Raw genomic sequence first — 24,249 nt, forward strand, 5'->3', positions numbered from 1 at the left:
GGAAGGATTACCGCTCTGCGCGATACACCAGTTCGCCACGCGGGACAGGCCGCGGCTGAAGGCCCAGCCAGGTGTTGTAGCCTAACCGCCCATTGCTGCCGAGCGTGGTGCCCTGCACCGCGTCTTCACGCAGGATAACCCGCGTTTCCCATTCAAACTCCACCCCGGCGTACTGACGCACCCAGTCGCGCAGCTCGGTGACCCACGCTTCCCCCGGCAGAAAACGGTTGTACTCCTCCGCGCTCAGCGGGCCAATTTCGATGCGAAACTTGTGCTGCACGTCTCGCACCGCAACGCCGAGAAAAGCGGACTCACCCATGCGCGGCATGCGGCGTCCTGCGCCAAGCTGCGCCTGCTCGCGCGTGGAAAGCGGCATCCACTGCGGTACGTTGCTCACCAGTTTGACCGGTGCTTTAAAATAGTTGCGCAGGATCTTCTCCAGGCCCTCCGGATCCCGCCCGTGACGGGTCAGGTGTCCGGCGTGGGTAAAGCGGGCATGCGGGCTCAGGCTGCCTTTGTTCATCTGACCCGGCTGCCCCATCCCAATCAGCGAGGCCAGGTAGCCCTCAAAGCGCCGGTTATCGGCGCGATCCAGAGAGACAGCCGGCTGCGCATCCGCCCAGGCGCGGTAAAACAGCAGCGCCAGGCGATGATGGAACAGGTCGGCAAACGCGCTCAGGCTGGTGTCCTGATGATGATAAATACGCTCGCGGGCGTATTCGGTCATGTGGACCGGCAGCGGGCCGTTCGGGCCAAACAGGCCGAAGCTGAGGATAGACACCTCATGCAGCCCGCTCTCCTCCCGCTGGCGGACCTGAGCCAGCGTCGACGGTGCAAAACTCATCGACGGCTGCTGGCCGATGCGCAGCGGTTCGAATTTCGGCAGCGGCGCGCGTCCCAGCGGGTAGCGCTCGCTGCCCTGGGCATCGATGCGCCTTAACAGCTGAAACAGATCGTAGCGCCAGGGCGTCTCGCGGACGCCGCTCCAGAACGTATCCGGCAGCCGGGTCAGACGATGCACGCGCAGCGGTGCAGTGGCAGCCTCACTCATATCAGCGCCCTTTTACCCATCCGCGGCGCCCAGTAGCCAATCTCGCCGCGCTGCTGACTTTTCAGGGTGAACTCCGTAAAGCTGTTGATGGACACCAGACGGGCAAAGAGACGCTCCATCACGCTGCCGAAGAGCCACGGACTGGCGCCGGAAAAGGCTCGCTCATCGACCGTCAGGGTAATGCCGATCCCGCGGGCGAAAACAACCGGGCCGGGTTCAGGCACGCGGCGGTGAACCGGCTCCAGCACGCAGTGGCGTACCCCCTCCACCTGACGCGCAACGGGCGTTTCTGCCAGGTTGGCGTACAGCCCTAACAGCTGGCGCAGCGCGGCCGCACCGTCTTCGTTTTCGCTGTCCATCAGGCTGAGGTAGTTCATCTGCAGCTGGCTGATGAGCCGCCAGGTGCTGAACCCTTCTGCCAGCGCGGGACGCGGCGGCGTCGGGCCTTTGCGCAGCGTGAGAGATTTCACCGGCATGGAATCGGCCATAATGAACTGCCCGAGCTCCTGCTGCAGCATCAGCGGCAGGTCGCGGCTGGTGCACAGCACCTCGGCAGAGATATAGCGCAGGTTTTCCTGCCAGGGGGCGTGCTGTTCATCTACCAGCGAGACAAACACCTCTGAGCCGATGTAACCGGTACGGGTGCCGTAGCGCAGGGCGTGCTCGGACAGCACGCGCTGTTCGCGGCGCAGGGAAAAATAGGCCCCGTAGTTGCCCGCATCGCCGCTCCAGGTGCTCCAGAACGGACGAAACGTCTGGTCATCACGCTGGCCGTCGGCGCTGCCATAGATTTTTTTGACCGCATAAATTTCATAATCCAGCGGACGGATGTTATCCACCACCAGATGGTATTCATGCTGGCCTTCGTTCAGCTTCTGACGCGCCGCGACCTTAGGGAACAGGTTGATGACCGGCGTGCAGTGCAGCGCCAGATGGCTGGCATCGACCACGCGCTCCAGCTGTTCGTCCGATTTATCCAGCAGAATAAAGATGTCGAAGGCTTTTTCGCCTTCACAGCGCTGGATGAGCGTGCTCAGGCCGCTCAGGCTAATGAAGCGGAAGCGGGCCGGAAACGCGAAATACTCCTGCAGCAGGCGGTAGCCGTCAAAGTTGCGCAGATCGTCCGGGAGCAGCGCCTGGTCTGGCTCAAAGCCCTCCTGGCGCAGCGCGTCAGACGCCAGCAGCTGTCGCTGCGGCTGCTGGCTGACCGTCTGACAGACGATCCCGGCGTGGTGCTCCATCACCAGCTCCAGCAGCTTCAGCGCTTCAATGTCAGGACCGCCGAGGAAAAATTCCAGACGGTCGAAATCCAGGTGCCCGAGGTTTTGCGGGCCGTCGCAGGCGATGCGGATCCGCAAGGCGCTGCCGATCCCACGCTGGCTCAGCCCCAGCTGCGCCAGCGGCAGATCGGCGGGCACGCCGCCCAGCTCGACCTTGTCGATTTTCAGCGGCAGCAGGTTGACCTCGTGCGCCGTGGTATAGCTGCAGGTCACGCCGGTTTTTTTCAGCGCCAGGCTGTCCATCATGGTGCCGCGCGGCACAATGAAGCCCTTGCTCAGGTCGCCCCGGCTGCTGTCCGGCTCAATCTCCGCGATCGCCATCGACGGCGTGGGCGCAAGATAGTTAGGCGCAATCATCTCCAGCAGACGCTGGGAGAAGCGCGGAAACTCCGCGTCCATTTTCATCTGCACGCGGGAGGTCAGGAAGGCGAAGCCCTCCATCAGACGTTCGGTATACGGGTCCGCTACTTCGATGCCGCGCATGCCCAGCCGTCCGGCGACTTTTGGGTAGCGTTCGGCAAACTCGGCCCCCATTTCGCGCAGGTAGGCCAGCTCGCGGTTGTAATATTCGAGCAGTTTACTTTCCATGATTACCCCGCATCTTTCAGTTCAAAATGGCCGTTTTCCAGATCGACATCGGTACGAAACAGAAACTCCAGCGGGTACGGCACACACCATAAACGCCCTTTGATCTCGATGGAGAGCACGTTGTGCAGATCCAGCGAGGAGGTATCCGAGACGCAGCGGACCTGCAGCCCCTGCGGCAAAATGCGCGGTTCGAAATTGATGATGGCCTCGGTGAGCTTGCGCTGAATATCGTGCCATTCGATATCCGACATTCTTTTCCCGGCCAGCGGCGCGACGCCGAAGTTGACCACCGAGCGGTTCACGTGCGGCAAGGCGCTCAAATCGCCGGAGGCATCGTGGTTAATGGTGTTAAACAGCCACTGCAGATCGCGCAGCACGTTGCGGCGCAGGGCGGCGTGGGTAATCAGATTGCTGTTGGCCGACTCGCGTTTTTTTTCCGGGTCATTATCGGTGAGGCGATCCAGCAGCGAGGGCTGCATTTTGTCGCGCGCCCCCACCTTCTCCTGCTTGCTGCGGGCTTGCCAGCCGCTGCGCAGCAGATCGCCTTCGCCAGCGGGATTACTCATCGGCTCCATCCGTCGCAAACGTCACGAGGCTTAAGGACAGCAGCGGGCTTTCGCTTTCCTCGCTCAGCCAGGCTTTCTGGCCCACACCTTCGTAAAGGGTGCCGTCTTCGTCGAGCGGCTGCCATTCGGTGACGCGGCCCAATTTAAGCGCATCAGGGGCATCGGCAGCAAACGGATAACGCGCCGGGATCTGACACACCTGCTCCGTTCCGTCGGTCAGGCGCACCAGCGCGTGACGCCAGACCAGATCGGTCACGCTGGCAGGGGCCTGGAAACGGATCTCCGCGATAGCGCTAAACGGCAGCCAGAAATAGCGGCCGTTGACGATGGTTTCGCAGACCGGGCCGAGACGGGCATCGCCATCCATCAGCCAGTCAAAGGCCTGCGTCTCCTCGTTTTCGAGGGCGATGCGGCCTGGGTTTGCGTGAGCCTGTTCAAGGGCTTCAAGACGCAGCGCCTGCGCGCGCTCGCCCTCCTCGCCCAGCGCCGCGGCCAGGGCAGTCAGCCACGGCCACTGGGTTTCAGGCATGGACGGACGCGCCTGTCCCGCCATCACCTGCGCGCGCTGCAGCTCGCCCTGAATGGATTGCTCCAGCAGCGTGACGGTGGGCTTCGCCTGGGGCTTGAGCGCCAGCCAGCTTTTCAGCTGGGTCAGCGCACGCGTCCAGTTGCCGCTGAGGGTTAAAAACTGCACGAACGCGGCGCGAAGGTCGGCATCCGCCGGACGGGCTTTGATTTCAGCTTCAAGGCGCGCCAGGGCGTCGTTGAGCGACTCGCCCGCCAGGTGTTGATAGAGCGTATTCATAGCCACTCCTTAATTCGCCGCGCGCCATGCGCCGACGGCCGGATCGCGCAGCTGAGGACGCAGGGTATCAATCAGAACGATATTCAGCGGCGTGCCGGGTGCGACCCAGGCGCTCCACGTTTTTTTCACCGCCGCGATACGCGCCTGCAGTTTTGCGTCATCGCTGGCGATTTCACGGGAAATCTCCACCGCTACGGTACCGTTGCTTTTCCAGCTGTTCAGGGCGTTATCGTAAGGCAGGATCATCCAGCTCTGGTCGCTGTTTGGCGTGCTGAATACCATGCGCTCTTTGTTGACGGAGGTGATCAGCGCGTTTTCAGGATCGGCGCTTTGATTCAGCCCCGTCACCGGGAAGCCATGGATGTAGGTCACCGCCATCTCTTTCTGTTCACCGTTGCGGGACTGCGAAACAACGGTGTGTCCGCTCAGCCAGCTGCCGTTACCGCAGCGGGTGGTGTCAGAATCCGGAATAAAGAGCGCCGGAGCGGAAGCGCCCCCTTCCCAGAAGGTGCGAAGATGGCAGCCGTCCTGCAGGGTAAATTCCTGCCACGGCGTGCGGTCAGCGGCAACCGTGCGGGAAGCCACGTTCTGGTCCGGCGGCAGTAACGCGCCGCTGGCTGGAGTTGCGGTGACGGTCGCAGCAGGCGCGGCCTCCTCCTGCTTCACCACCAGCGCCCAGTCCTGCGCTTTGCCTGCAGTGCCCTGCGCCAGCGTGGTACCCGCCGGATCGTTGAGCGTCCAGCTAAGCTTATTCACTTTGCTGCACTGGTGTTCCAGCAGGGAGCCAAGACGCGGCACAAAGTTCTCCAGCACGGAGACGTCTTTCTTGCCGTTCGCCACAATACGCAGCGCCACCTCAGGCTTACACCAGCTCTGCGGCGTGTTGTCTTTGATGTTGTCGATCCAGATATCCAGCTTCTGCGCAGGAGACTGCACGATGCGGAAATTCTCAGCCTGCGCGGTGGAGGTGACCGCCAGAAGTGCCAAACCCGATAGCCAAAGTTTCATATCGTTCCTTGTGTGTCTAATCAGTTCCGCAGGGAAGAAATTGTGCTGCATCAGAGAGGGTGTGCAGCAAAGTGGTGTCCTGAGGGTTGCCCATCCATACCGCCAGGGCAGTATAGTTATCCTGAGCATTCCCCTCCTGTTCGCCATTCTTTTGAATGATTTGGTTCATTAAGGTCAGCCACTCCTGCGGCGTATTGACCATATGCAGCGACTGCTTCATTTGCTCTTCGCTGACGCCGTGCCAGAACCCGTCGGTACAAAGTAAGAATGCATCGCCGTCTTCAACCTGCACCACGTCGCTGTAGCTCGCTTCCGGCCCGCCGTTTTCAATCCCCAGCGCGAGGTACAGCAGGTTGCTGTTGAGATCGTCGGTCTGGTGCCCGGCGTCTTTCATCTGCTGCACCAGGCTGTGGTCGGTGGTCACATGCCACAGCCATCCCCGGCGAAACAGGTACAGGCGGCTGTCTCCGGCGTGCGCCCAGTAGGCCAGCCCGTAATCACGGTCAATGAACAGGCTGACCAGCGTCGTGCCCATCCGGCGATAGTCCTGCACGGCCTGCTGTTCGCTGAGGATGGTGCGGTTCGCCGTCTGCACGTAGTCGCGGATATGCTGCGCATTAAGGTGTTTGTCGCCATCGAAGCGGGAGATAATGCTGTTGCGGGCCAGTTCTGCAGCCACCTCACCGCCCGGCAGGCCCGCGATGCCGTCGCAGACGACAAAGCAGGCCGAACGTTCCCCTATGGTTTCTCCCGTCTGATCCTGGTTGCTGGCGCGCGTCCCCTGGCGGGAGAGAGAAGCCGTTGCGATATTCATTTGTCTTCCGATCCGCTCTGTGAGTCTTTGTACTGATTCACCTCCATGTCATACGCATGAAGGAACGCCTCGCCGAAGAGGGTGTGGAAGTCATCCTCAATCTCGCCAGCCGTCTCGCCATAGCTGCGAACAAAATAGTCCCACAGGGCGGCTTTGCGGCTGCCCGGCAGCGCCAGACGAGAGGTCATCCCGTTCTGCTTCGCCTGCTCTTCCAGCTGTTCCGGGTTAAAGGATTGCAGCATCGCGGCAATAATGGCGCGGATACCGGAGATCATGCCCAGCTGGTGCGCCTGCAGATCGATCAGCGCGTCGCGCACGGATTTTGTTGGCGGCATAAAGCCTGGCATCGGGGTGCCGAACATCTGGATCAGCACGGTTTTACCGGTCGGCAGCAGCTTGAACGGGTTGTTGGCATCGTCCAGCACCATGGTCATATCGGCTTTTACGCCACGCTTGAGGATGGAGCGCGAGGAGAGCAGCGCCACGGTCCCCTGAGAGAACATGCCGAGGATTTGCCCCAGCTGACGCATATTTTCCCGGTCAAACTGCGGGACGGGCTGCATTTCACTCAGGCCCATGCCTTCCAGCAGCGCCTCCAGCAGCTCGCCCTGCAATACGTCGCCCTTCTCACCGCTGTTCGCCGTGGCGGTTGGGGCGGCGGCGTTATTGACCGGGTCGATGCGCAGGCGGCCCTTCGGGGCCTGAGCGCTGCTGCGCGCAACGGCCTGCGGCGTTGGCATGGTGAAGCCTGCGTAATCCGGTCGCGCGGGCTCTTCTTCAGCACGCGGTTCTTCCTGCGGCTCGGGGGCGAACAGCGGAGAATCGGCCAGCACGTCCTCTTCCTGCTCAGGTTCCGGCACTGGCGCAGGCTTTTCGTCAATCATGTCTTCCGGATGGGTTAATGGCGCGCCGCCCATCAGCCCGAGCGGGTCGTCATTACGCGCGGCTGGCGCGCTGGCCTTACCGCCAAACAGGGCCAGCGGATCGAGCTCGTCCGTCGCCTCGTCTTCTGGCTTGACGGGGGTATTCTCGCCCGGCGGCACCAGCGTTGACGGGGTGACGTCGTCAAAAATACTCTCTTTTTTGAACAAAGCTTCGTCGCTGAACAGCGTGTCCGGGTCAACATTCTTACGCTCGAGCTTTGGATCGCTGTCGTTGAACATCGCCAGCGGATCTTCAGCGTTACGCTCCGGGGCCGCAGGCTGGGAGAATGGGTCGTGCGATGCAGCAGGCTGCGGTTTTGTACGGTTGCTGGAGATGCTGTCGGAGATGGAGAACTCCTGCATCAGGCTATCCCAGATCTCCGTTGGCACGGCGGTCGGCTCGGCTTTCCCGCGCGGTGCGGCACTCGCAGGTTTCGGTTGTGGAGCGGCCGCAGGCGCGGCTGCCGGACGCGCCTGTTGATGCATGCTGGCGGCCATACGGCTCACGGGCTGGGTGTCGTGGATCAGTTCGGTCACTTCGATGCGGTAATCATCAATACCGAGAATGTCGCCGTCCTGCAGCTCAACCTGACGCCCTCGCTCCAGCGGAATATCATTTAATACCACGCGGGTGACGCTGCCACGGTTGGTCACGCGGCATTCGCCCTGGGCGTCCACGTGAACAATGGCCTGCAGCCGAGAGATGGTGCGGTCATTATCCGGCAACACCAGATTGTTATCCGTACCGCGCCCAATGGTGCCGCCCGGGGCGTAAAAATCACAGCTGCTTTGCGGCGGCTGATGACCGGGTTTCGTAGAAATAATCGTGAATCGCATGGCGTATTCCTGCTGGTATGATTAGCGCTCAAACGCTGCCGCTCTCGGGGCGAGAACGGCGGCGTTTGGGGCCTGATTCCATGGCTTCTATTTTGCGGTTTTGAGCGGACGCATCGCGTCGCTGTTGGCGATTAAGCTGCACTTTAAAACTTGATATTGACCCGGTTCAGTACCGCCTACTTTCTCTTGCAGTAAAGAAACAATCACCTTGTCAGCTTTTTCAAAATTCTCAGCAGGGAGATTGCTTGCTTCCAGCCATGCGGCCGCGCTGGCCTCTGCATCGTCTTTCAGACTTTTACTGTCCGCAATCTTACTGATGCATCGATTTTGCACCCAGTTTTCAAAGATTTGTTGCTGAGAAAAAGTGCTGACATCAGGCAGGGTTTGGGCATAAACAGCAGAGGCATTTATAGCCAATACCAGCATTAATAAACGTTTCATTTCAGGCTCCAGAATGTTGCGTTGGTCGGAATAAACGAACCATTACCCGGTGAGCCCAGAAAATGGCAATCATCAGAGCAAATATTTCCATTCCAGAGTGTGACATGCCCGGTTGCGTCGCTCCAGCCGTGCCCGGTAAAGATGATAATGCCTTGTTTGCCTGCAAATTGCGCAGGAGTGGGAGAAGAGACAGACATATCGGCATTGCCCAGTACCGTAGGTAGAAATGCAATCATATCTTTAACGCGGAACATATAGCGTTTTTTATCGTTTCCGGTCACTGTTGCATATTTGCTATTAGAAGGAACCGGAATGCCGCAGTAATTTAAAACGTAGCTCATACGAATTGGACAGGCATTTTTAAAAATACCGGCGTCGATATTATGCTGAACTTTTCCACCCAATAACTTGCCAACCTGTTCTACGTTTACGTTCACTTCTCTGAATCGGTTCCAGGCGGCACCAAAAGCAGGACGCATATGAGACATCAAGTTCTCCTTGGTAAGATGCTCAGGATAAAGTGAGCCCTTTCGGGCCCACTAATATTATGCTTCTTTGTTCTCTTTGATGTTCCAGCCAGCGCTGCTTTCAGCACCTTTACCACCAGCAGTGGTCTGCTCCCAGTACTGCTGTTTCACTTTCGCAGCCTGGAAGGCATAGGTCACACCAACGGTATCGCCATTGTCGGCACCGGTGTACTGAACAGAAGTGACCAGCACATCTTCCAGCGTGATACGGGTATATTCCACCTGCTGGCCGCCGGCTTTACAAACGGACAGTTCAACCTTAGTCAGGTGTTTACCGCTTGCGCAGTGTTTCAGGATAGCGGTGGTGGATTTGTCGATCAGCGCGTTAACGTGCAGGTCGTTAAAGTTTACTTTACCGGCACCGCCGCCACCGCCAACGCTCATATTACCCGGCTGGGAAGCGCCCCAGGAGAAGGAGGTAATATCAGTCCAGCCGGTGTGGTTAGAATCTTTAGATTCGCCCGTAACACCCTCGACCTTCAGAAACATATCAATAGCCATAATATCTACTCTTCGTGGATGAACAATATTGCTTTCGAAAAAGCCCTTATATGGCAAACAGGAAAGCATGGGGCTGAATAAAACCGTCCATATTTTACCTCTGCCTCACATCAAATGACCCGTGTCATTTGACAGTCTTACATTCCCCCTGAATAAACGGAAAGAATGTGAAGTCTTTTACTACCGAGCGTTATTCTGGAACCTGTCAGGACCAGCATTATCAGGAGTTCTTTTTTGAATTAATACAGTCATGAAATTGATGACAACCCCGGTCATAAACAATTTAGCCGTCTTTATTGCCGGGTGGCGCTTTGCTTACCCGGCCTACATTGTGCAACGATATTAATATATTGCACGTTGTATTGTAGGCCCGTGCAAGCGTAGCCCCGCCGGGCGAAACTCACAAAATGCACTTTGTCAGCATTATGCCAATCATCTGGAAAGGGGGCCGTCTGTGCATGAGCCTTAATTACGCGTCTTTCGTCTTCAGCGACGGCAGTTTAGAAACCAGACGCAGGGAAACGGTCAGACCTTCCAGCTGGTAGTGTGGACGCAGGAAGAACTTCGCGGCGTAGTAGCCCGGGTTATCTTCAATCTCCTGCACCTGCACTTCCGCAGCCGCCAGCGGTTTGCGGGACTTGGTCTCCTGAGAGGAGTTAGCCGGGTCACCGTCCACGTAGTTCATCACCCAGTCGTTCAGCCAGCGCTCCATCTCTTCGCGCTCGCGGAAGGAGCCGATTTTGTCGCGCACGATGCACTTCAGGTAGTGGGCAAAACGGCAGCAGGCGAACAGGTACGGCAGGCGAGAGGCCAGACGCGCGTTGGCGGTCGCATCCGGGTCGTGATACTCCGCCGGTTTTTGCAGCGACTGCGCGCCGATGAAGGCGGCAAAGTCGGAGTTTTTGCGGTGAACCAGCGGCATAAAGCCGTTTTTCGCCAGCTCGGCTTCACGACGATCGCTAATGGCGATCTCGGTCGGGCATTTCATGTCCACGCCGCCGTCATCGCTCGGGAAGGTGTGGCACGGCAGGTTTTCCACCGCCCCGCCGGACTCCACGCCGCGAATCGAGGTGCACCAGCCGTACTCTTTGAAGGAGCGGTTGATGTTGGCGGCCATCGCATACGCAGCGTTCGCCCAGGAGTAGCTGTTGTGGTTCGCGCCGTCGGTCTGCTCTTCAAAGTCAAAGCTGTCCACCGGGTTGGTGCGAATGCCGTACGGCAGACGCGACAGGAAGCGCGGCATCACCAGACCCAGATAGCGGGCATCTTCGGATTCACGCAGTGAACGCCAGGCCGCGTATTCGGTGTTCTGGAAGATCTTGGTCAGGTCGCGCGGGTTAGCCAGCTCCTGCCATGACTCCATCTGCATCACGCCCGGTGCGGTACCGGTGATAAACGGACAGTGCGCCGCAGAGCCGATGCGCGCCATTTCACCCAGCAGCTCAACGTCCTGCGGGCTGTGGTCGAAGTAGTAGTCGCCCACGATGCAGCCAAACGGCTCGCCGCCGAACTGACCGTACTCCTGCTCGTAGATTTTCTTGAAGATCGGGCTCTGGTCCCAGCCCACGCCCTTGAAGCGCTTCAGGGTGCGGCCCAGCTCCTGCTTGGAGATGCTCATAAAGCGGATCTTCAGCATCTCGTCAGTTTCAGTGTTGTTCACCAGGTAGCTCAGACCACGCCAGGCGCTCTCCAGCTTCTGAAACTCGTCGTGGTGAATGATCTGGTTCACCTGCTGCGACAGCTGCTCGTCAATACCGGCGATCAGGTTCTGAATGGTGCGGTAGGTGTCGTTGGAGAAGGTGACGGTATTTTCCAGCGCCTGCTGCGCCAGGGTTTTGACCGCGCTCTCTACGGCTGAACGCGCCTGATCGGTTTTCGGGCGGAACTCTTTGTTCAGCAGCGCGCTGAATTCATCCTGGCTGAACGCCTGACCCGCCTGCTGCTCATGTTGTTGAGTCTGGTTGCTCATTGATTATTCCTCGCTACCTTTCGCACTTTCGTCATTTTTCGGCAACTGGCTCAGGGATTTGAGCAGCGTCGGATCCTGCAGAATTTTAGCGATCAGCTCTTCCGCACCGTTTTTGCCGTCCATATAGGTCAGCAGGTTGGAAAGCTGGGTACGCGCCTCCAGCAGCTTGTTCAGCGGCTCAACCTTGCGGGCCACCGCATCCGGCAGGAAGTCGTCCATGCTGTCAAAGGTCAGATCGACGTTGAGCTTACCTTCGCCGGTCAGGGTGTTATCCACCTGGAACGCCACGCGCGGCTTCAGCGCCTTCATGCGTTCGTCAAAGTTGTCGATGTCGATTTCGAGGAATTTACGCTCGTCGACGGCCGGCAGGTTTTCAACCGGTTTGCCGACCAGATCGGCCATGACGCCCATCACAAACGGCAGCTGAATCTTACGTTCTGCACCGTAGATCTCTACGTCGTACTCGATCTGCACGCGGGGGGCACGGTTACGTGCGATGAATTTCTGCCCACTGTTACTCATTGCCATGATGTTCTCCATCAAAGATGCGCGGTGAAGGTGAAACGGCAGGCTCCATGCCTGTCGTCATAATGCCTGGACGCGTTATTCGCGGCGCCCAAAGATGTTTTCAAGTTGGTTAACGCCGTCTGGCGCCAGGTCGCGAATAATGTCCATAAAGTTAAGTTCTGACAGCCGCTGCACCCGTTCAATCATCAGCGGTGCGGGGTGGCTCGGTTCGTACTGCGCAAAATACTGCTTCGCTTTTTCCAGCATCAGCTGCGCGTCGGCGCGGCTGGTGACCTGCACGCTGCGCCAGTCGGTGACCGGCTGAACGGGCTGCGCTGCCGCCGACTGCTGCTCGGCCTGTGGTTCTGCCTGCGCCTCGCGGTTCGGCAGCAGCTTGCTGATGTCGGTCACCTGACAGGCGCTGGCCACCAGCCCCACGGTTTTCAGCAGCTGTTCCATCTCGGGCACGCCGCTTTCACCGAGATGCCCGGTGAGCAGTTCGCGAATCGCCAGCAGACGTTCGTTGATTACGATAACCGCTGCGGTTCCCGGCTGGTCGCCGCGGGCCAGCTCGTCAATCAGCCGAGGACGGCCGCCGGGATAGTCCGGACATTCCGTCTTGCTGCCGTCCAGCAGGGCCTGGGCATCCCGGAGCGAAATTTCATCGCCGTTGGAACGCAGAAGCGAGGCGTTTCGCACGGCGACGGTGAGGTCAGATTTATCGCTCAGCCCTGCCAGAGCGTTAATGCGATAGAACGGGTCGGTTTCGCCATACTCTTCCAGCAGCGGATAGAGCGGCTCCCAGTAACGGGCGATCGCCTCCTGCACCAGCAATAATCCGTCCGCGTAGCCCGCAAGCCCGCGGCGGCGCGTCCAGGCATGGGTTAACGCCAGCAGTACGCGAAGGTCTTTGGTGCGGGTCAGCAGGCTGGTGGCGTATTTTTCTACCGTGTTCCAGTCAGCAGGCTCTGCCGGGATAATGGTGTCGCCAAACTGCTGTTCCGCTTTCCCCTGACTGGCCTGATTCATGATCTGGAAGTCGGCGTCGTACTCCAGGTTTTCGCCGCAGGGTTTTTCGGGGCTTATTGGCGCAAGAAATTCTTCAATATTCATGAGATCCCTGCTTAATCAAACATGGGCGGATAGAGACCGTGACGCCCCGGACGGGCGCCCCCTGCCGGGTCGAACAGCAGGGTGAAAAGCTGCCCGGTAAAGTTACCGCTGTGCACGTGGGTGTACAGCGGGTAGCCGTCGCAGCGGTTGGTCCACCAGTAGCTGGTCTGACGCAGCGGATCAAAACACTCCGCCGCCTGAGGCCAGCCCAGCGTGCTCTGGCCGTCCTCGTCATAGCCAATTACATCAAGGATGTCGGAACGCTTTTGCGGCTCGATGGGCTGCGGCGCCGGAATGGTCATCAGCATCTCATCGAGCTGCGAGGCGGAAAAACTGTTGCGCACCGCGTGCAGCCCCAGGCGCCCAATCTGCTGATACCAGCTTTCGGCCTGGCTGAGCAGGCTGGTCGACCACTCTGACGGGGTGAAGCTCAGCTGAAGGCAAACCGGGTATTGTCGGCCAACGCTGTCGCGGCCAGGCAGCAGACAGCCCATCTGGATCATCTGGCTGCCCAGCATCGGCGGTACCACAAAATTCCACACTGGCGCTTTGTGAAACTGGCGCTCGCCGCTGCGCTGCTCTTCCTGCTGCCAGGCCAGCAGACCAACCTGGAACCAGTGTGACCACTGGCGCTGTAAAGTGTCAGGAAAGCGACGCTGCAAAAAATCTCCGGCGCTGGGTAATTTGCCATACCAGCTGTAGCGGTTCATCGCAGGGGTATTCGTCATACGGCTGTCCTTGCGGTTATGGGCATGAGAAACGGGGAAGCTGGAACGGGTTACGAATGCTGTTTGGCGCAAACTCCAGCGTGACCTGATGTCCGTCGACGTTGAAGGTGGCCTGACGGCTCAGGCTCCCCGCGCCCGGGCTGGTGCTCGCTTTATCGAAGAAGCGGTTGAGCGCCCAGGCGCCGTTGGTGACCAGCGTCGCCGTGCTGCCGTTAGCCAGCCCCAGCTGCATGCGTACCTGGTTGGTGCCGCCCGGCCCCGGCCAGTTCATGATCTGTACGGCCTGCGGACCGTGGCTGTAGCGCAGCAGCTGGCCGTCAACGTCCAGCGTCAGGTTCAGAATGGTGTTATCCATTCGCACGGTGCGTACCGTCACCTTGAAGGACGGCGTGGTTGCGCCATTAGCAAAGAAGGCGTCGCGAATCGACTGGGCCTGCTGGAACGGTCTCAGCAGTCCTTCACTTCCCGGCAGCGTTTTACCGTCGATGCCCGGCATAAAGCGCCAGTTTGCCTGCGTGGTATCCACTTTATTGGTCAGATTGTCGCGGAAGAAAGCGTCCATCAGACCGGTCCCTGGCGCAAACATACGCGCGAGATCGTCTGGGGTGACCTCGGTGCTGGCGCTGCGCACCAGCGGGTAGCGACCGGCAATCGCCTGACGGCAGAAACCGCCCACCTCAACGTTAATCCGCTTACGCACGTTTTCCAGGTCACGGCGCTGGGTATCGCTGCTGGCGCCCACCGCCATATTGCTGAACATAGTTTGCAGACCGCCCGGCAGACGACCGGCGCTGGCCTGCAGACGGCTGATCGCCTCGCCGCCCGGTGCCGGCATGCCGCTGTTGGCGGCGTCCTGGACGGCGGTCAGGTAGCGATAGAGCTCATCCACCTGCTTGAGAAAATCATCAAACACGATGGTCTTCCCGCCCTTCTCCAGCGGCTGCGCCAGCTCGATCATCGGCGCATAGTGGTCGGTGACCAGCTGCTCCGGCGCCTGGGTGATCACGGCGGCCTGCGTCGGCGCAGCGTCATTGTTGCTGAACAGCGCCTCCAGCGTACGGGTGGCGCGGTTGCTCTGCGCCTGCGCTTTATCCGCATCTTCCGGGGCTGGCGTATTGCGTGACAGCGTCAGGACCTGGCTCAGGTTCTGCACCAGACGGCGCAGCGGCGAGTTTGCGCCGGAGAGCAGGCGCGCGGTGTTGATGCGCTGGGAAAGATCGGCGCTGTTATTGAGCTGAATGTCGGCGAGGAAGCGATCCCAGTTAGCGATAAAGTCGCGCATGTAGAGCTGGCGCACGGCGTTATCGATCTGCTGTTTATCCTCCTGCGCCGTAGCAGCCCCCAGCACCCAGGCGTCGTCCTCGTGCAGGGCGGTGGTTACGCTGTCAATCTGGCCGTTAAAGCTTTTCCAGTAACCGTCCGGGGTATACAGCCCCGGCACGCCTTCGCTCACCGGCTTGCCGCTTTTGCGGGAAAACACCAGCTCGCTCTGCGGTCCGCCCAGGTCGGAAAGGGAGACCGGCTTCAGGTTGTCATCATGTTCCAGCAGGCGCTTGAGACGACCGTACACGCGCGTGGAGAGCGGCTGCTGGCCGATCAACGCTCTTTCGCGGGCAACCAGCGATTCATCCTGGGCATACGGCGAGGCCTGAATTTTCGGCTCCAGAAGCTGCGTCAGGTGCCATTCAAGCTGCTCCAGCTGCGCCTTCGTGACGTTCTGCGGCAGGTTGCGCTGCAGGTTGAGCATCACCCACGAATGCAGGAATTTACCGTCGTAGTGCTTCGGCTGATACAGCATCTGATAGGCTTTCAGCGCTTCATAGCTGTATTCCACATCGCTACCGTTGTCGTTACGAAGCCAGGTGGTAATGTGCATGGCGACGGCAGGCAGCAGCATCTGATCCAGCGCTTTCTGGTACAGAGACTGCGAGGCATCGCTGACGTCATCCCCGCGATAGAGCCCCATACGGCGGGTTACGGGCGGATCCTTCACATCAAACGCGTCGCTTTTCGGCAGGTCAACCAGACCGTTCAGCAGCGGCAGCAGATCGAACAGGTCACGCTGGGTCTGGTTCTGCAACGCCTTGCTCTGCTGGTCGATCAGCGGCACCTTCGCATCCACCTCTTCCAGATAGGCCTTGTTTTTGGCATAGCTGGTCAGCCACAGCCCGCCGAGGATCGCCAGCAGGGCCAGCAGCGCCGCGTAGCCGGACCAGATCACCGCCCGGTTGCGCAGTTCCCACCAGCGGTTTTCACCCGCGATCCCGGCTTCCTGGAAGATGACGTTTTGCAGCAAGTTCTTAATGAAGAAACTCTGACCTTTAGCGCCCGGAATAGGCGCTTCTTTGCTGACCGAATCCCAGTTATCCGCCTCTCCCCCTTCCGGCAGCGACAGCGCGCGGTTCAGTTCGCCCATTACGCGGTCGAACGGCATGCCTTCCTGCGTCCCGCTGGCGAAGTAGATCCCGCGCGGAGAGAATTCGGTTTCGAAGTTAGAGCGGGCGAAGACCGTGCTCAGGTAGTCCGCCAGCAGTGGACGCAGCGCGGCGAACTCCTGCGGGAAGAGATACGCTTCGGCGCGGGTTTTCGCGTCGTGCTCTTTCAGCATGGTTTCCGGCAGCCCGGCGTCGAGGCGCTGCTGGAGCAGAGAAAACTCCTGCTGGAAGTTGCCCATCAGGTCGTAATCGGCGTGTTTTGTTTGCTCCCACGGCAGCGTAAAGCCCCAGATCTGGTCGCGCTGCGCTTTATCGTAGTCGGCAAACCAGGCGCGGAAGCCTTTAAGCAGGTCGGCCTTGGTCACCATCACGTACACCGGGAAGCGGATACCCAGCTGTTCATGCAGCTCGGACAGACGCTGGCGCAGGTTCACCGCCTGCTGGCGGGACGCCTCGGCGGACTGGGTGAGCAGGTCTGAAATGCTGATGGTGATGATGACGCCGTTGATCGGCTGGCGGCGGCGATACTTACGCAGTAACCCCATGAACTCCAGCCATTCGCCGGCGTCCTGCACCTGCTCGCTTTCCTGGGTGGTATAGCGGCCCGCCGTGTCCAGCAGCACCGCCTCGTTAGTGAACCACCAGTCGCAGTTGCGCGTGCCGCCGATGCCCCGCAGCGCGGTTTTACCGAAGCGATCGGCCAGCGGGAACTGCAGCCCGGAGTTAACCAGCGCCGTGGTTTTACCGGATCCCGGCGCGCCGATAATGACGTACCACGGCAGCTGATAGAGATATTGCGTGCTGAAGCGCTGCGTCCACTGGGCGCCCTGGCCCGCTTTGCTGAAGTGCGCTTTTTTAAGCATCTGCGCGGCTTCATCAAAGCGGCTGGCGAGGATCTGCTCCTCGCTGTTCAGCCGCTTCTGCGGATCTGCGGCTTCCGGGCTGGCGGTATTCTCTTTGAGCTTGTCCATCAGCTTGCGGTTCAGCCAGGCATTGTACAGGCGCGGCAGAATGTGGCCCTGTGCCCAGAGCAGATAGACCACGGCGATGCTGATAATACGGTTCTGTTCAGACTCAAGCGGTCGGGTGTCCACGATGGACAACAGGGGACCAATCATCCAGATCACCGCCGCAAGCGCCGTTACGCCGAGGAAGCTCCACAGAATGCGGTTGGTCAAAATGGAAAGAAGTGTAGTCAGCATTCCTTAGTTTCCTTGCGGCAATCCGTTCAGCTCGGCCTGAGTGTTTTCAGGCGACACCAGCAGAGTAATTTCCACACGGCGGTTACGGGCGCGATTTTCAGGCGTCGTGTTCGGTGCCACCGGGTTAATCTCGCCCCGCCCTTCCGCTTTCACGCGGCCAGGCTGAGAGAGGCTTCCCTGCAGCATTTTCTGTACCGAGCGGGCGCGTTCCAGAGAGAGTTCATAGTTAGAGGCAAAGCGCGCGCTGCGAATTGGCACGTTGTCGCTGTAGCCCACCACCAGAATTTTGCCGCTGACGTTATTCATCGCCTGCGCAATGCGGTTGATGACCGGTTCATAGCGGTCGCGCACGACGGTAGAGGCAGAGGCAAACAGCCCGTCGCCCTTCAGGATAACGACGCTGCGATCCGCTTCGTCTTTCACCGCGACCAGGCCAGCCTCGATTTCAGGCTTCAGGAAGCCGCGCAGGTTCAGCACCGCCGGTAGCTGACGGGCCGGTTGCTGAATAGTGGTTTCCGGCAGCTGAGACTGATAAATCTTCGCCAGCACCGGGCTGGTGTTATCGCCAAGACGCCAGTTAAGTACGATATAAAACAGACAGGCGATAAACCCGGCCAGCGCCACGCAGGCCCACAGGGGAACCATCGGCCGCCAGAGCTTGCGCAGCACCGGACGATCTTCCGGATGGGGAGAAAGCGGTGGCGGATAGCTGCCGCGCACCCCGCGGATCATCTGCCACAGGCGTTGCTTGATGGTTTCAAGCTGGGTGCGGCCATTATCCAGCACCCGATAGCGTCCTTCGAAGCCCAGCAGCAGGCAGTAGTTGATCATCTCCAGCAGCAGAATGTGCTCGCGCGGGTTCTGCGACAGGCGCGCCAGCAGCTGGAAGAACTTCTCGCCGCCCCAGGTTTCGTTGTGGAACGTCACCAGCAGACCGTTGCTTGACCAGACGCCGCTGCTGCCCCAGGGGGTGAGCGCGGCCGCCTCATCGAGCGCCGTACACAGGCAGTAACGCGCCCCGACGATCACTTCGTAAGGCAGCCCCGCCTGCTGGCAGCGGACTTCGAAACGGCGAATCTCATCGATCAGGCGCTGGCGTAACGCCACCTGATCGTCATGGGAGACCGAATGACGGATCTGCGGAATCGCATTGAGCAGCGGATTGGCGGCCGCCACCAGCTGATTGTTACTACTGGCTCCGGTAAACCCGGCATCGCTGCCGGTGTCCTGTCGTTCCTGCATATTAAGCGCTCGCTTTATTATTCTGTCGGGCTACGGATGGCCCAAAACTCCATATCCAGCCCCGGGAACTCCCCTGCAAGATGCAGGGCGAATGCGCCGGACTTATCCATCTCGTGCCAGAGCTCGCTGCCCTTCTCCAGTTCAAAGTAGCTGTAGCCGGCATGCCACGGGATCTGCGGCGGCGCAACGGGCATGGCGCGCAGCATAATGCCCGGCAGCTGAAGCTGAACCAGATCGCGGATTTTCGAGACCGGCGCGACCTTCATCTGCGCCGGGAAATGGGTTTGCAGGTGTTCGCCTGGCACATTGGCTTTGACCGCCAGCACGAAGCCGAACTCACGTACCATGCTGGTTTCAGGCACCGTGGCGATGTTCAGGCCGTGAGAGCGTTCGTTAAGCGGCAGCTGGATCGCGTGGTCTTCCATCACCAGCGACAGCCCCTGGCGCAGCATCAGCATCAGCTTGCTAAAGCAGTTTGCCAGATCGTCATGATCGTAAATCGGCAGCACGCTCTCAGCGTTACGCTGCGACGTCCAGGTGGCGAGCTCGGTGGCAAACGGCAGCCAGCTGCGCCAGAGCGTTTCCGGATGCAGCAGCGGGAGGGTTTTTAAATGAGACACCTCGCCCAGATGACGGTTAACCAGCGACAGCAGCGTGAACTCAATCAGTTCGGAGGTGTTAAAGCGGCCGGGCTGGCGCAAACGGCCGCCAATCTGCTGGCTGCGCTGCACCAGCAGACCGTGCAGATCGTTGATCATGCTGTAGATCTGCGGGCTGTTGTTGGCGTTGAGCATCGGCGGGATGTAGCTGTTGTCGAGCCGCACGTGGTTGTCGTTACGTTTCTCCGTCACAAACGCCACGCCGATAGCGGTCCATTCTGCCGTGAGGTCTTTTTCCAGCATCAGGGTCAGACGCAGACGGCCAAACTGGACGGTGGCATCCCCCACCGACATGGCGTTGTCATCTTCCACCTCTTGCTCGAAAGCGATGAAGCGCGCCAGCGAGGCCGGCTCTTCGCTAAAAATCACCTCTTCTCTCTCGCCACGACGGACCGGCAGTGCGAGCACCACCTTTTCGTTGGTGAGATTGTCAGGAATTTTCAGCGGTGCAGGACCGTTGCGCCCGTTACGCACCTGGAAAAAGGTGCCGTCCGGCAGCAAGCCGCTGCAGTAGCTCAGGGCAATGCATCCCTGACGAAGCATCGCTTCATCCAGTTCAACGTCAAGAAAGCCCCAGAGATACGATCGCTGTAGCGCGCCCCATTCACGAACATGGTTGAGCAGATAGCTTTCAGTCCGCTGAAAATGGTGTGGACGCAGGAACATGCCTTCGGTCCAGACGACCTTTTCTGCTTTCGTCATGATGATGTGTTTCCTGTGTTAAAGCGCGTTACTGGCTGATGACCCGAATGCCGTTCACGTCGAGAAAAACGTTGGCCTGAAGTTCATCTGCGGACCCTTTCCAGAACTGGTAGATATGATTTTCGCCAGGCACGGGCAGAGGGAGTGAAACGCGCCATTTTTTGCCATCCAGCACCTGATACTCCGCCATCACGCCGATGTAGCGGGCCTCCGGAGAGCTTTGCCCGCTGAGGGTTTTGGACAGCTGTCCCGGCATCAGGAAGAACACGTCGCTGTTCAGCAGATTCGCGCCAAGCGTGGCTGACGCGTTGTTCTGCAGGGAGTAGAAGTCGCTGGACATGAAATCCGCATCGGATTTCAGCAGCAGCACCCGAACCTTAAGCGGCGCAGATTCATTGATTTGTGGATGAGCCTGAAACTGCAGATTGTAGCGGGAGGGGTCGCTGTGTGAAGACGACGTACAACCACTGACGAGGGCGAAAACCACCGCGTAAAAGAATAACCACAGCTTATGAAAATTTTTATGATTCATAAAAATGCGCTCATGAAAGCCGTTTAGTTCAGGATCCAGGTACCGTTAGCGCTGTCTTTGCAGGCTTTGCTGTTGCCATCGACATCGACACAGGTCGCTTTTTTACGCGCCTTCGGACGAATGGCCTGTTTACGCACGGCGGCGTCATACTGGTCGGCCTTGATCACGGCGCGCATCGGGACGTAACCAATCAGCTGATCGTTACCTTCATCGGCAAGCGCCATCCAGTAGTGTTCAACCTGACCCAGCACCACGTACGTTTTCCCGGTGTCGAGATTACGGATAACTTTGCCGCCGAAGTCAGGACGGCTCATCAGGGAGGCCGGATACATGGCACGGTACGGCTCGTTGACCGGGTTGAACTCCGCCGGCGGCGTAACGGCGTGACGGTGGGTTAAGGTCACGCCGTTGACCTGGCTGGTCTCGATCGTATCGTCGTTGATCACAGGTTTCTGCGGCGCTTTACAGCCCGCCACCGCCATTACAAACAGAAGTGAAAACAGTACGCGCATTTTCATATGCTTTTCCGTAGCGATATTTCGATGATGAAGATAAGGGAGTGAAGTTTGACTTAAGTGCTATTGTTAAAATAGCCAGGATATTTTCGGGGCGTTACTATTTTAAGGGCATAGCTACCGCACGAGCCCTTCAGAATAAGGCCCAGCGTCTTCCTGACATATTTTGACAAACGGTAAACAAGTTTACATGAGCTTCGTATCAATTCAATATTTACCGCTGCGCAACTGATGGTAAATGAAGCATTCGGAAAATTATAGGATTAATCTGATGAAAAAAGCCGACACGGCCTACACCTTCTTATTCCCCCGCCCCAACAAGATATAACACGCTGTTTTAAAAGCATAAAACACAAAAGAGAACCACTTTCATTAACGCAATAACGCTATTATCGCCACTACCATAATTAGTAGAATTCGCGTATTGGTGAGGTCAGCAGAATATATCAACGATGAATTATTTGTTGCACTAACAGGTTATCTTTAATAGTCGTCGTAATGAATAGTCAAAATGGGAATATTTCACTTACGCAGCCCGGCGTTAATTTCACGCCACAAAATAACTTTATATTTCACGTTGTGATAATTACCTTCCAGGACATAAATTACATCCATTAATCATTAAGCCTGAGTAAACATTCCTGTCACTCTTGCGTTGCCCAATGCGCCAGACCGCCTGCCAGGCGCGGATATTGTCTTTTTCGCCGCTCGTAAGCTTCATTCGAAGTTTAACGGGTGCTACATTCTTCCGTGCTTGCCACCATCTACCCCACCTACCGTGTGATAGATAAGATTTATTATTAAAATGATAAAATTTCGTTATAATTTCTTTAAATATTTACCCGTCATAGATCATAAATCACTGTAATAAAAACAATTTAAGATAAGGCATTTTGCTATGCCGTATGGGTGCCTCCCTCCGGCCGTCATTGCTTTCGCTTATTGTTTTCTTCAGGGATTTATTGGCTCAGGCGCCGTAAGACCGAACGAATCAGGAGTTGGTATGAACAGTAAAAGACGCGCAGTGCCCGGTATCAGACACTATGATGGTCCTGCCGGAGGCTGGGGCGCGTTAAAAGCCACGGCCATCGCGGTACGTACCCAGATGGATACCTTTGATGCCCCCGCGACGCTGCTGCGCACAAACCAGCCTGACGGTTTTGACTGCCCGGGCTGCGCGTGGCCCGATAAAGAACACAAATCAACGTTCCAGTTCTGCGAGAACGGCGCCAAAGCGGTAACCTGGGAAGCGACCAGCAAACGCTTTACCCCCGCGTTTCTGGCAGAAAACAGCGTCTCCTCGCTGCTGGCAAAATCAGACTTTGAGCTGGAAGGCTACGGTCGACTCACGCATCCTCTGCGCTATGACCAGGCAAGCGATACCTTCCGCCCCGTCGACTGGGACGAGGCATTTCGACGCATCGGCGAAGTATTGCGCGGGCTCGAACCGGACCAGGTCGAGTTTTATACCTCCGGACGCGCCTCTAACGAAGCGGCGTATCTGTTCCAGCTGTTCGCTCGCGAATACGGTACCAATAACTTCCCCGACTGCTCCAATATGTGTCACGAGGCCACCAGCGTCGGTTTGCCCCGTTCGATTGGCATCGGGAAAGGCACCGTCTCGCTGGACGACTTCGATAAGACCGAGCTGGTGATCTCCATCGGCCACAACCCCGGCACCAACCATCCGCGAATGATGGGTACTCTCCATGAGCTGGCCCGCCGCAACGTGCCGATTATCGTCTTTAACCCGCTGCGCGAGCGCGCCCTCGAACGTTTCGCCGACCCGCAAAGCGTGATTGAAATGGCGACCTACGGCTCAACGGATATCGCCTCGACCTATTTCCAGGTGAAGGCCGGGGGCGATGCCGCCGCGCTGAAAGGGATTGCTAAACACCTGCTGGAAATGGAGGCCGAACGCGGTGACGTGCTCGATCGCGCGTTTATTGCCGAACACACCCATGGCATTGAGGACTTCGCCGCCGATATCGCGCAAACCCGCTGGGACGAGATCGAGCGCGAGTCGGGCCTGAACCGGGCGGCGCTCGGGAAGGTGGCCGACGCCTATGCGAAATCAAATGCCACCATCATTACCTACGGGATGGGCATTACCCAGCACAATAAAGGCACGGCGAACGTCCGCCTGATTGCTGACCTGCTGCTGCTGCGCGGGAATATCGGCAAGCCCGGCGCGGGAATATGTCCCCTGCGCGGCCACTCAAACGTGCAGGGGAACCGTACCGTCGGCATTAGCGAGAAACCCACGCCGGCCTTCCTGAACCGTCTGAAGGACGTATTCGGCTTTGAGCCGCCGTCTCACCACGGACACGATGCGGTGCAGGCCACGCAGGCGATGATCGACGGCCGTGCGAAAGCGCTCATCTGCCTCGGCGGTAATTTTGCCGTCGCGATGCCCGATCACGAGCGGGGTTTTCCGGCGATGGGTAACCTGGATTTGAGCGTGCACGTCGGGACCAAGCTCAACCGTACCCATCTGCTGGTGGGCAAAGAGACCTTTATTTTTCCGTGCCTCGGCCGTACGGAGCTGGATCTCCAGGCCACCGGCCGTCAGTCCATTACCGTCGAAGACTCCATGTCGATGGTGCATGCCTCATCCGGCAAGTTGAAGCCCGCCTCGCCGTTACTCCGTTCAGAACCCGCTATCGTCGCCGGCATGGCGAAAGCCACGCTGCCGGAAACCCGCGTGGACTGGCTGACGCTGGTTGAGGATTACGACCGTATCCGCGATCTAATCGAGCAGACCATTCCGGGCTTTGAGAACTACAACGCGCGGATCCGCGTTCCCGGCGGCTTCCGCATGCCGCTGCCGCCAACGCAGCGTATCTGGCCAACGGCGACGGGGAAAGCGATGTTCTCGGTGTTCGACGGTGTTCACGAGAACGCCAGCGGCGAAGGTGAGCACGTTCTGCGCCTGATCACCCTGCGCAGCCACGACCAGTACAACACCACCATTTACGCCCTGGACGACCGCTACCGCGGCGTGTTTGGCCGCCGCGACGTGCTGTTTATGAACGAAGACGATATGGCGCAGTCAGGCCTGGAACACGGCGACCGCGTGGATATCGAAACCGCCCTCCCCGACAGCGTTCAGCGTCTGGAAGATATCACCGTGGTGGCGTACAACATCGCGCCGGGCACCGTCGGCGCCTACTACCCGGAGGCCAACGTGCTGGTACCGCTCGACTATCTGGACAAGGACAGCGGAACGCCGTCGTATAAATCCGTTCCGGTTCGCATCACCCTGCGCTCAAAAGAGATCCGCATGCTGTAAGGCTGCTCGCGC

20 protein-coding genes are annotated in these 24,249 nt (G+C 58.7%); 1 reads left to right on the forward strand and 19 read right to left on the reverse strand.

The genetic code is table 11. From position 1 onward, the window contains the following. Positions 1-7: 7 nt before the first annotated feature. The 19 genes from tssG to L370_RS02565 all read right to left on the reverse strand — a co-directional run bounded on the left by tssG (position 8) and on the right by L370_RS02565 (position 20,948). Positions 8-1,051 carry a type VI secretion system baseplate subunit TssG gene (tssG, locus tag L370_RS02655; protein WP_023336020.1) on the reverse strand — a complete coding sequence of 348 codons (1,044 nt, stop codon included), beginning with the start codon at positions 1,049-1,051 and terminating at the stop codon, positions 8-10. Then, positions 1,048-2,919: a type VI secretion system baseplate subunit TssF gene (gene tssF, locus L370_RS02650; protein ID WP_023336021.1), complete on the reverse strand. Its 1,872-nt coding sequence runs from the start codon at positions 2,917-2,919 to the stop codon at positions 1,048-1,050. The genes tssG and tssF overlap by 4 nt, the downstream gene beginning before the upstream one ends. Positions 2,920-2,921: 2 nt before the next feature. Continuing rightward, complete coding sequence (gene tssE, locus L370_RS02645) at positions 2,922-3,485, reverse strand: type VI secretion system baseplate subunit TssE (RefSeq protein WP_010432861.1); 564 nt, start codon at positions 3,483-3,485, stop codon at positions 2,922-2,924. Beyond that, a complete protein-coding gene (locus L370_RS02640; protein ID WP_023336022.1) occupies positions 3,478-4,290 on the reverse strand; it encodes a type VI secretion system accessory protein TagJ in 813 nt (270 codons plus the stop codon). The genes tssE and L370_RS02640 overlap by 8 nt, the downstream gene beginning before the upstream one ends. Before the next feature lie 9 nt (positions 4,291-4,299). Then, positions 4,300-5,298, reverse strand: a complete 999-nt coding sequence (locus tag L370_RS02635) for a hypothetical protein (RefSeq protein WP_023336023.1) — start codon at positions 5,296-5,298, stop codon at positions 4,300-4,302. Positions 5,299-5,314: 16 nt separating this feature from the next. Beyond that, on the reverse strand, positions 5,315-6,112 hold the full coding sequence (locus L370_RS02630; RefSeq protein ID WP_023336024.1) for a PP2C family protein-serine/threonine phosphatase: 798 nt from the start codon (positions 6,110-6,112) through the stop codon (positions 5,315-5,317). Next, positions 6,109-7,872, reverse strand: a complete 1,764-nt coding sequence (gene tagH, locus L370_RS02625) for a type VI secretion system-associated FHA domain protein TagH (RefSeq protein ID WP_023336025.1) — start codon at positions 7,870-7,872, stop codon at positions 6,109-6,111. Before tagH ends, L370_RS02630 begins: the two co-directional genes overlap by 4 nt. Positions 7,873-7,959: 87 nt before the next feature. Continuing rightward, a complete protein-coding gene (locus tag L370_RS02620; protein WP_023336026.1) occupies positions 7,960-8,313 on the reverse strand; it encodes a T6SS amidase immunity protein Tai4 family protein in 354 nt (117 codons plus the stop codon). Next, on the reverse strand, positions 8,310-8,801 hold the full coding sequence (locus tag L370_RS02615; protein WP_023336027.1) for a type VI secretion system amidase effector protein Tae4: 492 nt from the start codon (positions 8,799-8,801) through the stop codon (positions 8,310-8,312). Before L370_RS02615 ends, L370_RS02620 begins: the two co-directional genes overlap by 4 nt. A gap of 57 nt (positions 8,802-8,858) precedes the next feature. Then, positions 8,859-9,341: an Hcp family type VI secretion system effector gene (locus L370_RS02610; RefSeq protein ID WP_014884229.1), complete on the reverse strand. Its 483-nt coding sequence runs from the start codon at positions 9,339-9,341 to the stop codon at positions 8,859-8,861. A 469-nt stretch (positions 9,342-9,810) separates the two neighbouring features. Further along, the gene (gene tssC / locus L370_RS02605) at positions 9,811-11,310 is read right to left on the reverse strand and encodes a type VI secretion system contractile sheath large subunit (RefSeq protein WP_023336028.1); all 1,500 of its coding nucleotides are present in this window, start codon (positions 11,308-11,310) and stop codon (positions 9,811-9,813) included. A gap of 3 nt (positions 11,311-11,313) precedes the next feature. Then, the gene (gene tssB / locus L370_RS02600) at positions 11,314-11,838 is read right to left on the reverse strand and encodes a type VI secretion system contractile sheath small subunit (RefSeq protein ID WP_008502644.1); all 525 of its coding nucleotides are present in this window, start codon (positions 11,836-11,838) and stop codon (positions 11,314-11,316) included. Between the two features lie 75 nt (positions 11,839-11,913). Further along, positions 11,914-12,930 (reverse strand): type VI secretion system protein TssA, encoded by a 1,017-nt coding sequence (gene tssA / locus L370_RS02595; protein WP_023336029.1) that lies wholly within the window; start codon positions 12,928-12,930, stop codon positions 11,914-11,916. A gap of 11 nt (positions 12,931-12,941) precedes the next feature. Next, positions 12,942-13,658, reverse strand: a complete 717-nt coding sequence (gene tagF / locus L370_RS02590; protein WP_023336030.1) for a type VI secretion system-associated protein TagF — start codon at positions 13,656-13,658, stop codon at positions 12,942-12,944. A gap of 16 nt (positions 13,659-13,674) precedes the next feature. Next, the gene (gene tssM, locus L370_RS02585) at positions 13,675-17,295 is read right to left on the reverse strand and encodes a type VI secretion system membrane subunit TssM (protein ID WP_023336031.1); all 3,621 of its coding nucleotides are present in this window, start codon (positions 17,293-17,295) and stop codon (positions 13,675-13,677) included. A gap of 3 nt (positions 17,296-17,298) precedes the next feature. Next, entirely contained in the window at positions 17,299-18,537 is a 1,239-nt protein-coding gene (locus L370_RS02580) for a DotU family type VI secretion system protein (protein ID WP_023336032.1), read from the reverse strand. 17 nt (positions 18,538-18,554) lie between these two features. Further along, positions 18,555-19,898: a type VI secretion system baseplate subunit TssK gene (gene tssK / locus L370_RS02575; RefSeq protein ID WP_023336033.1), complete on the reverse strand. Its 1,344-nt coding sequence runs from the start codon at positions 19,896-19,898 to the stop codon at positions 18,555-18,557. Between the two features lie 28 nt (positions 19,899-19,926). Then, a complete protein-coding gene (gene tssJ / locus L370_RS02570; protein WP_023336034.1) occupies positions 19,927-20,430 on the reverse strand; it encodes a type VI secretion system lipoprotein TssJ in 504 nt (167 codons plus the stop codon). A 23-nt stretch (positions 20,431-20,453) separates the two neighbouring features. Further along, positions 20,454-20,948, reverse strand: a complete 495-nt coding sequence (locus tag L370_RS02565) for a hypothetical protein (protein ID WP_023336035.1) — start codon at positions 20,946-20,948, stop codon at positions 20,454-20,456. Positions 20,949-21,948: 1,000 nt separating this feature from the next. On the opposite strand from L370_RS02565, the gene L370_RS02560 reads away from it, so the two are divergent. Continuing rightward, complete coding sequence (locus L370_RS02560) at positions 21,949-24,237, forward strand: FdhF/YdeP family oxidoreductase (RefSeq protein ID WP_023336037.1); 2,289 nt, start codon at positions 21,949-21,951, stop codon at positions 24,235-24,237. Positions 24,238-24,249: the final 12 nt, after the last annotated feature.

The sequence above is a fragment of the Enterobacter sp. MGH 24 genome, from assembly GCF_000493015.1.
Lineage (GTDB): Bacteria > Pseudomonadota > Gammaproteobacteria > Enterobacterales > Enterobacteriaceae > Enterobacter.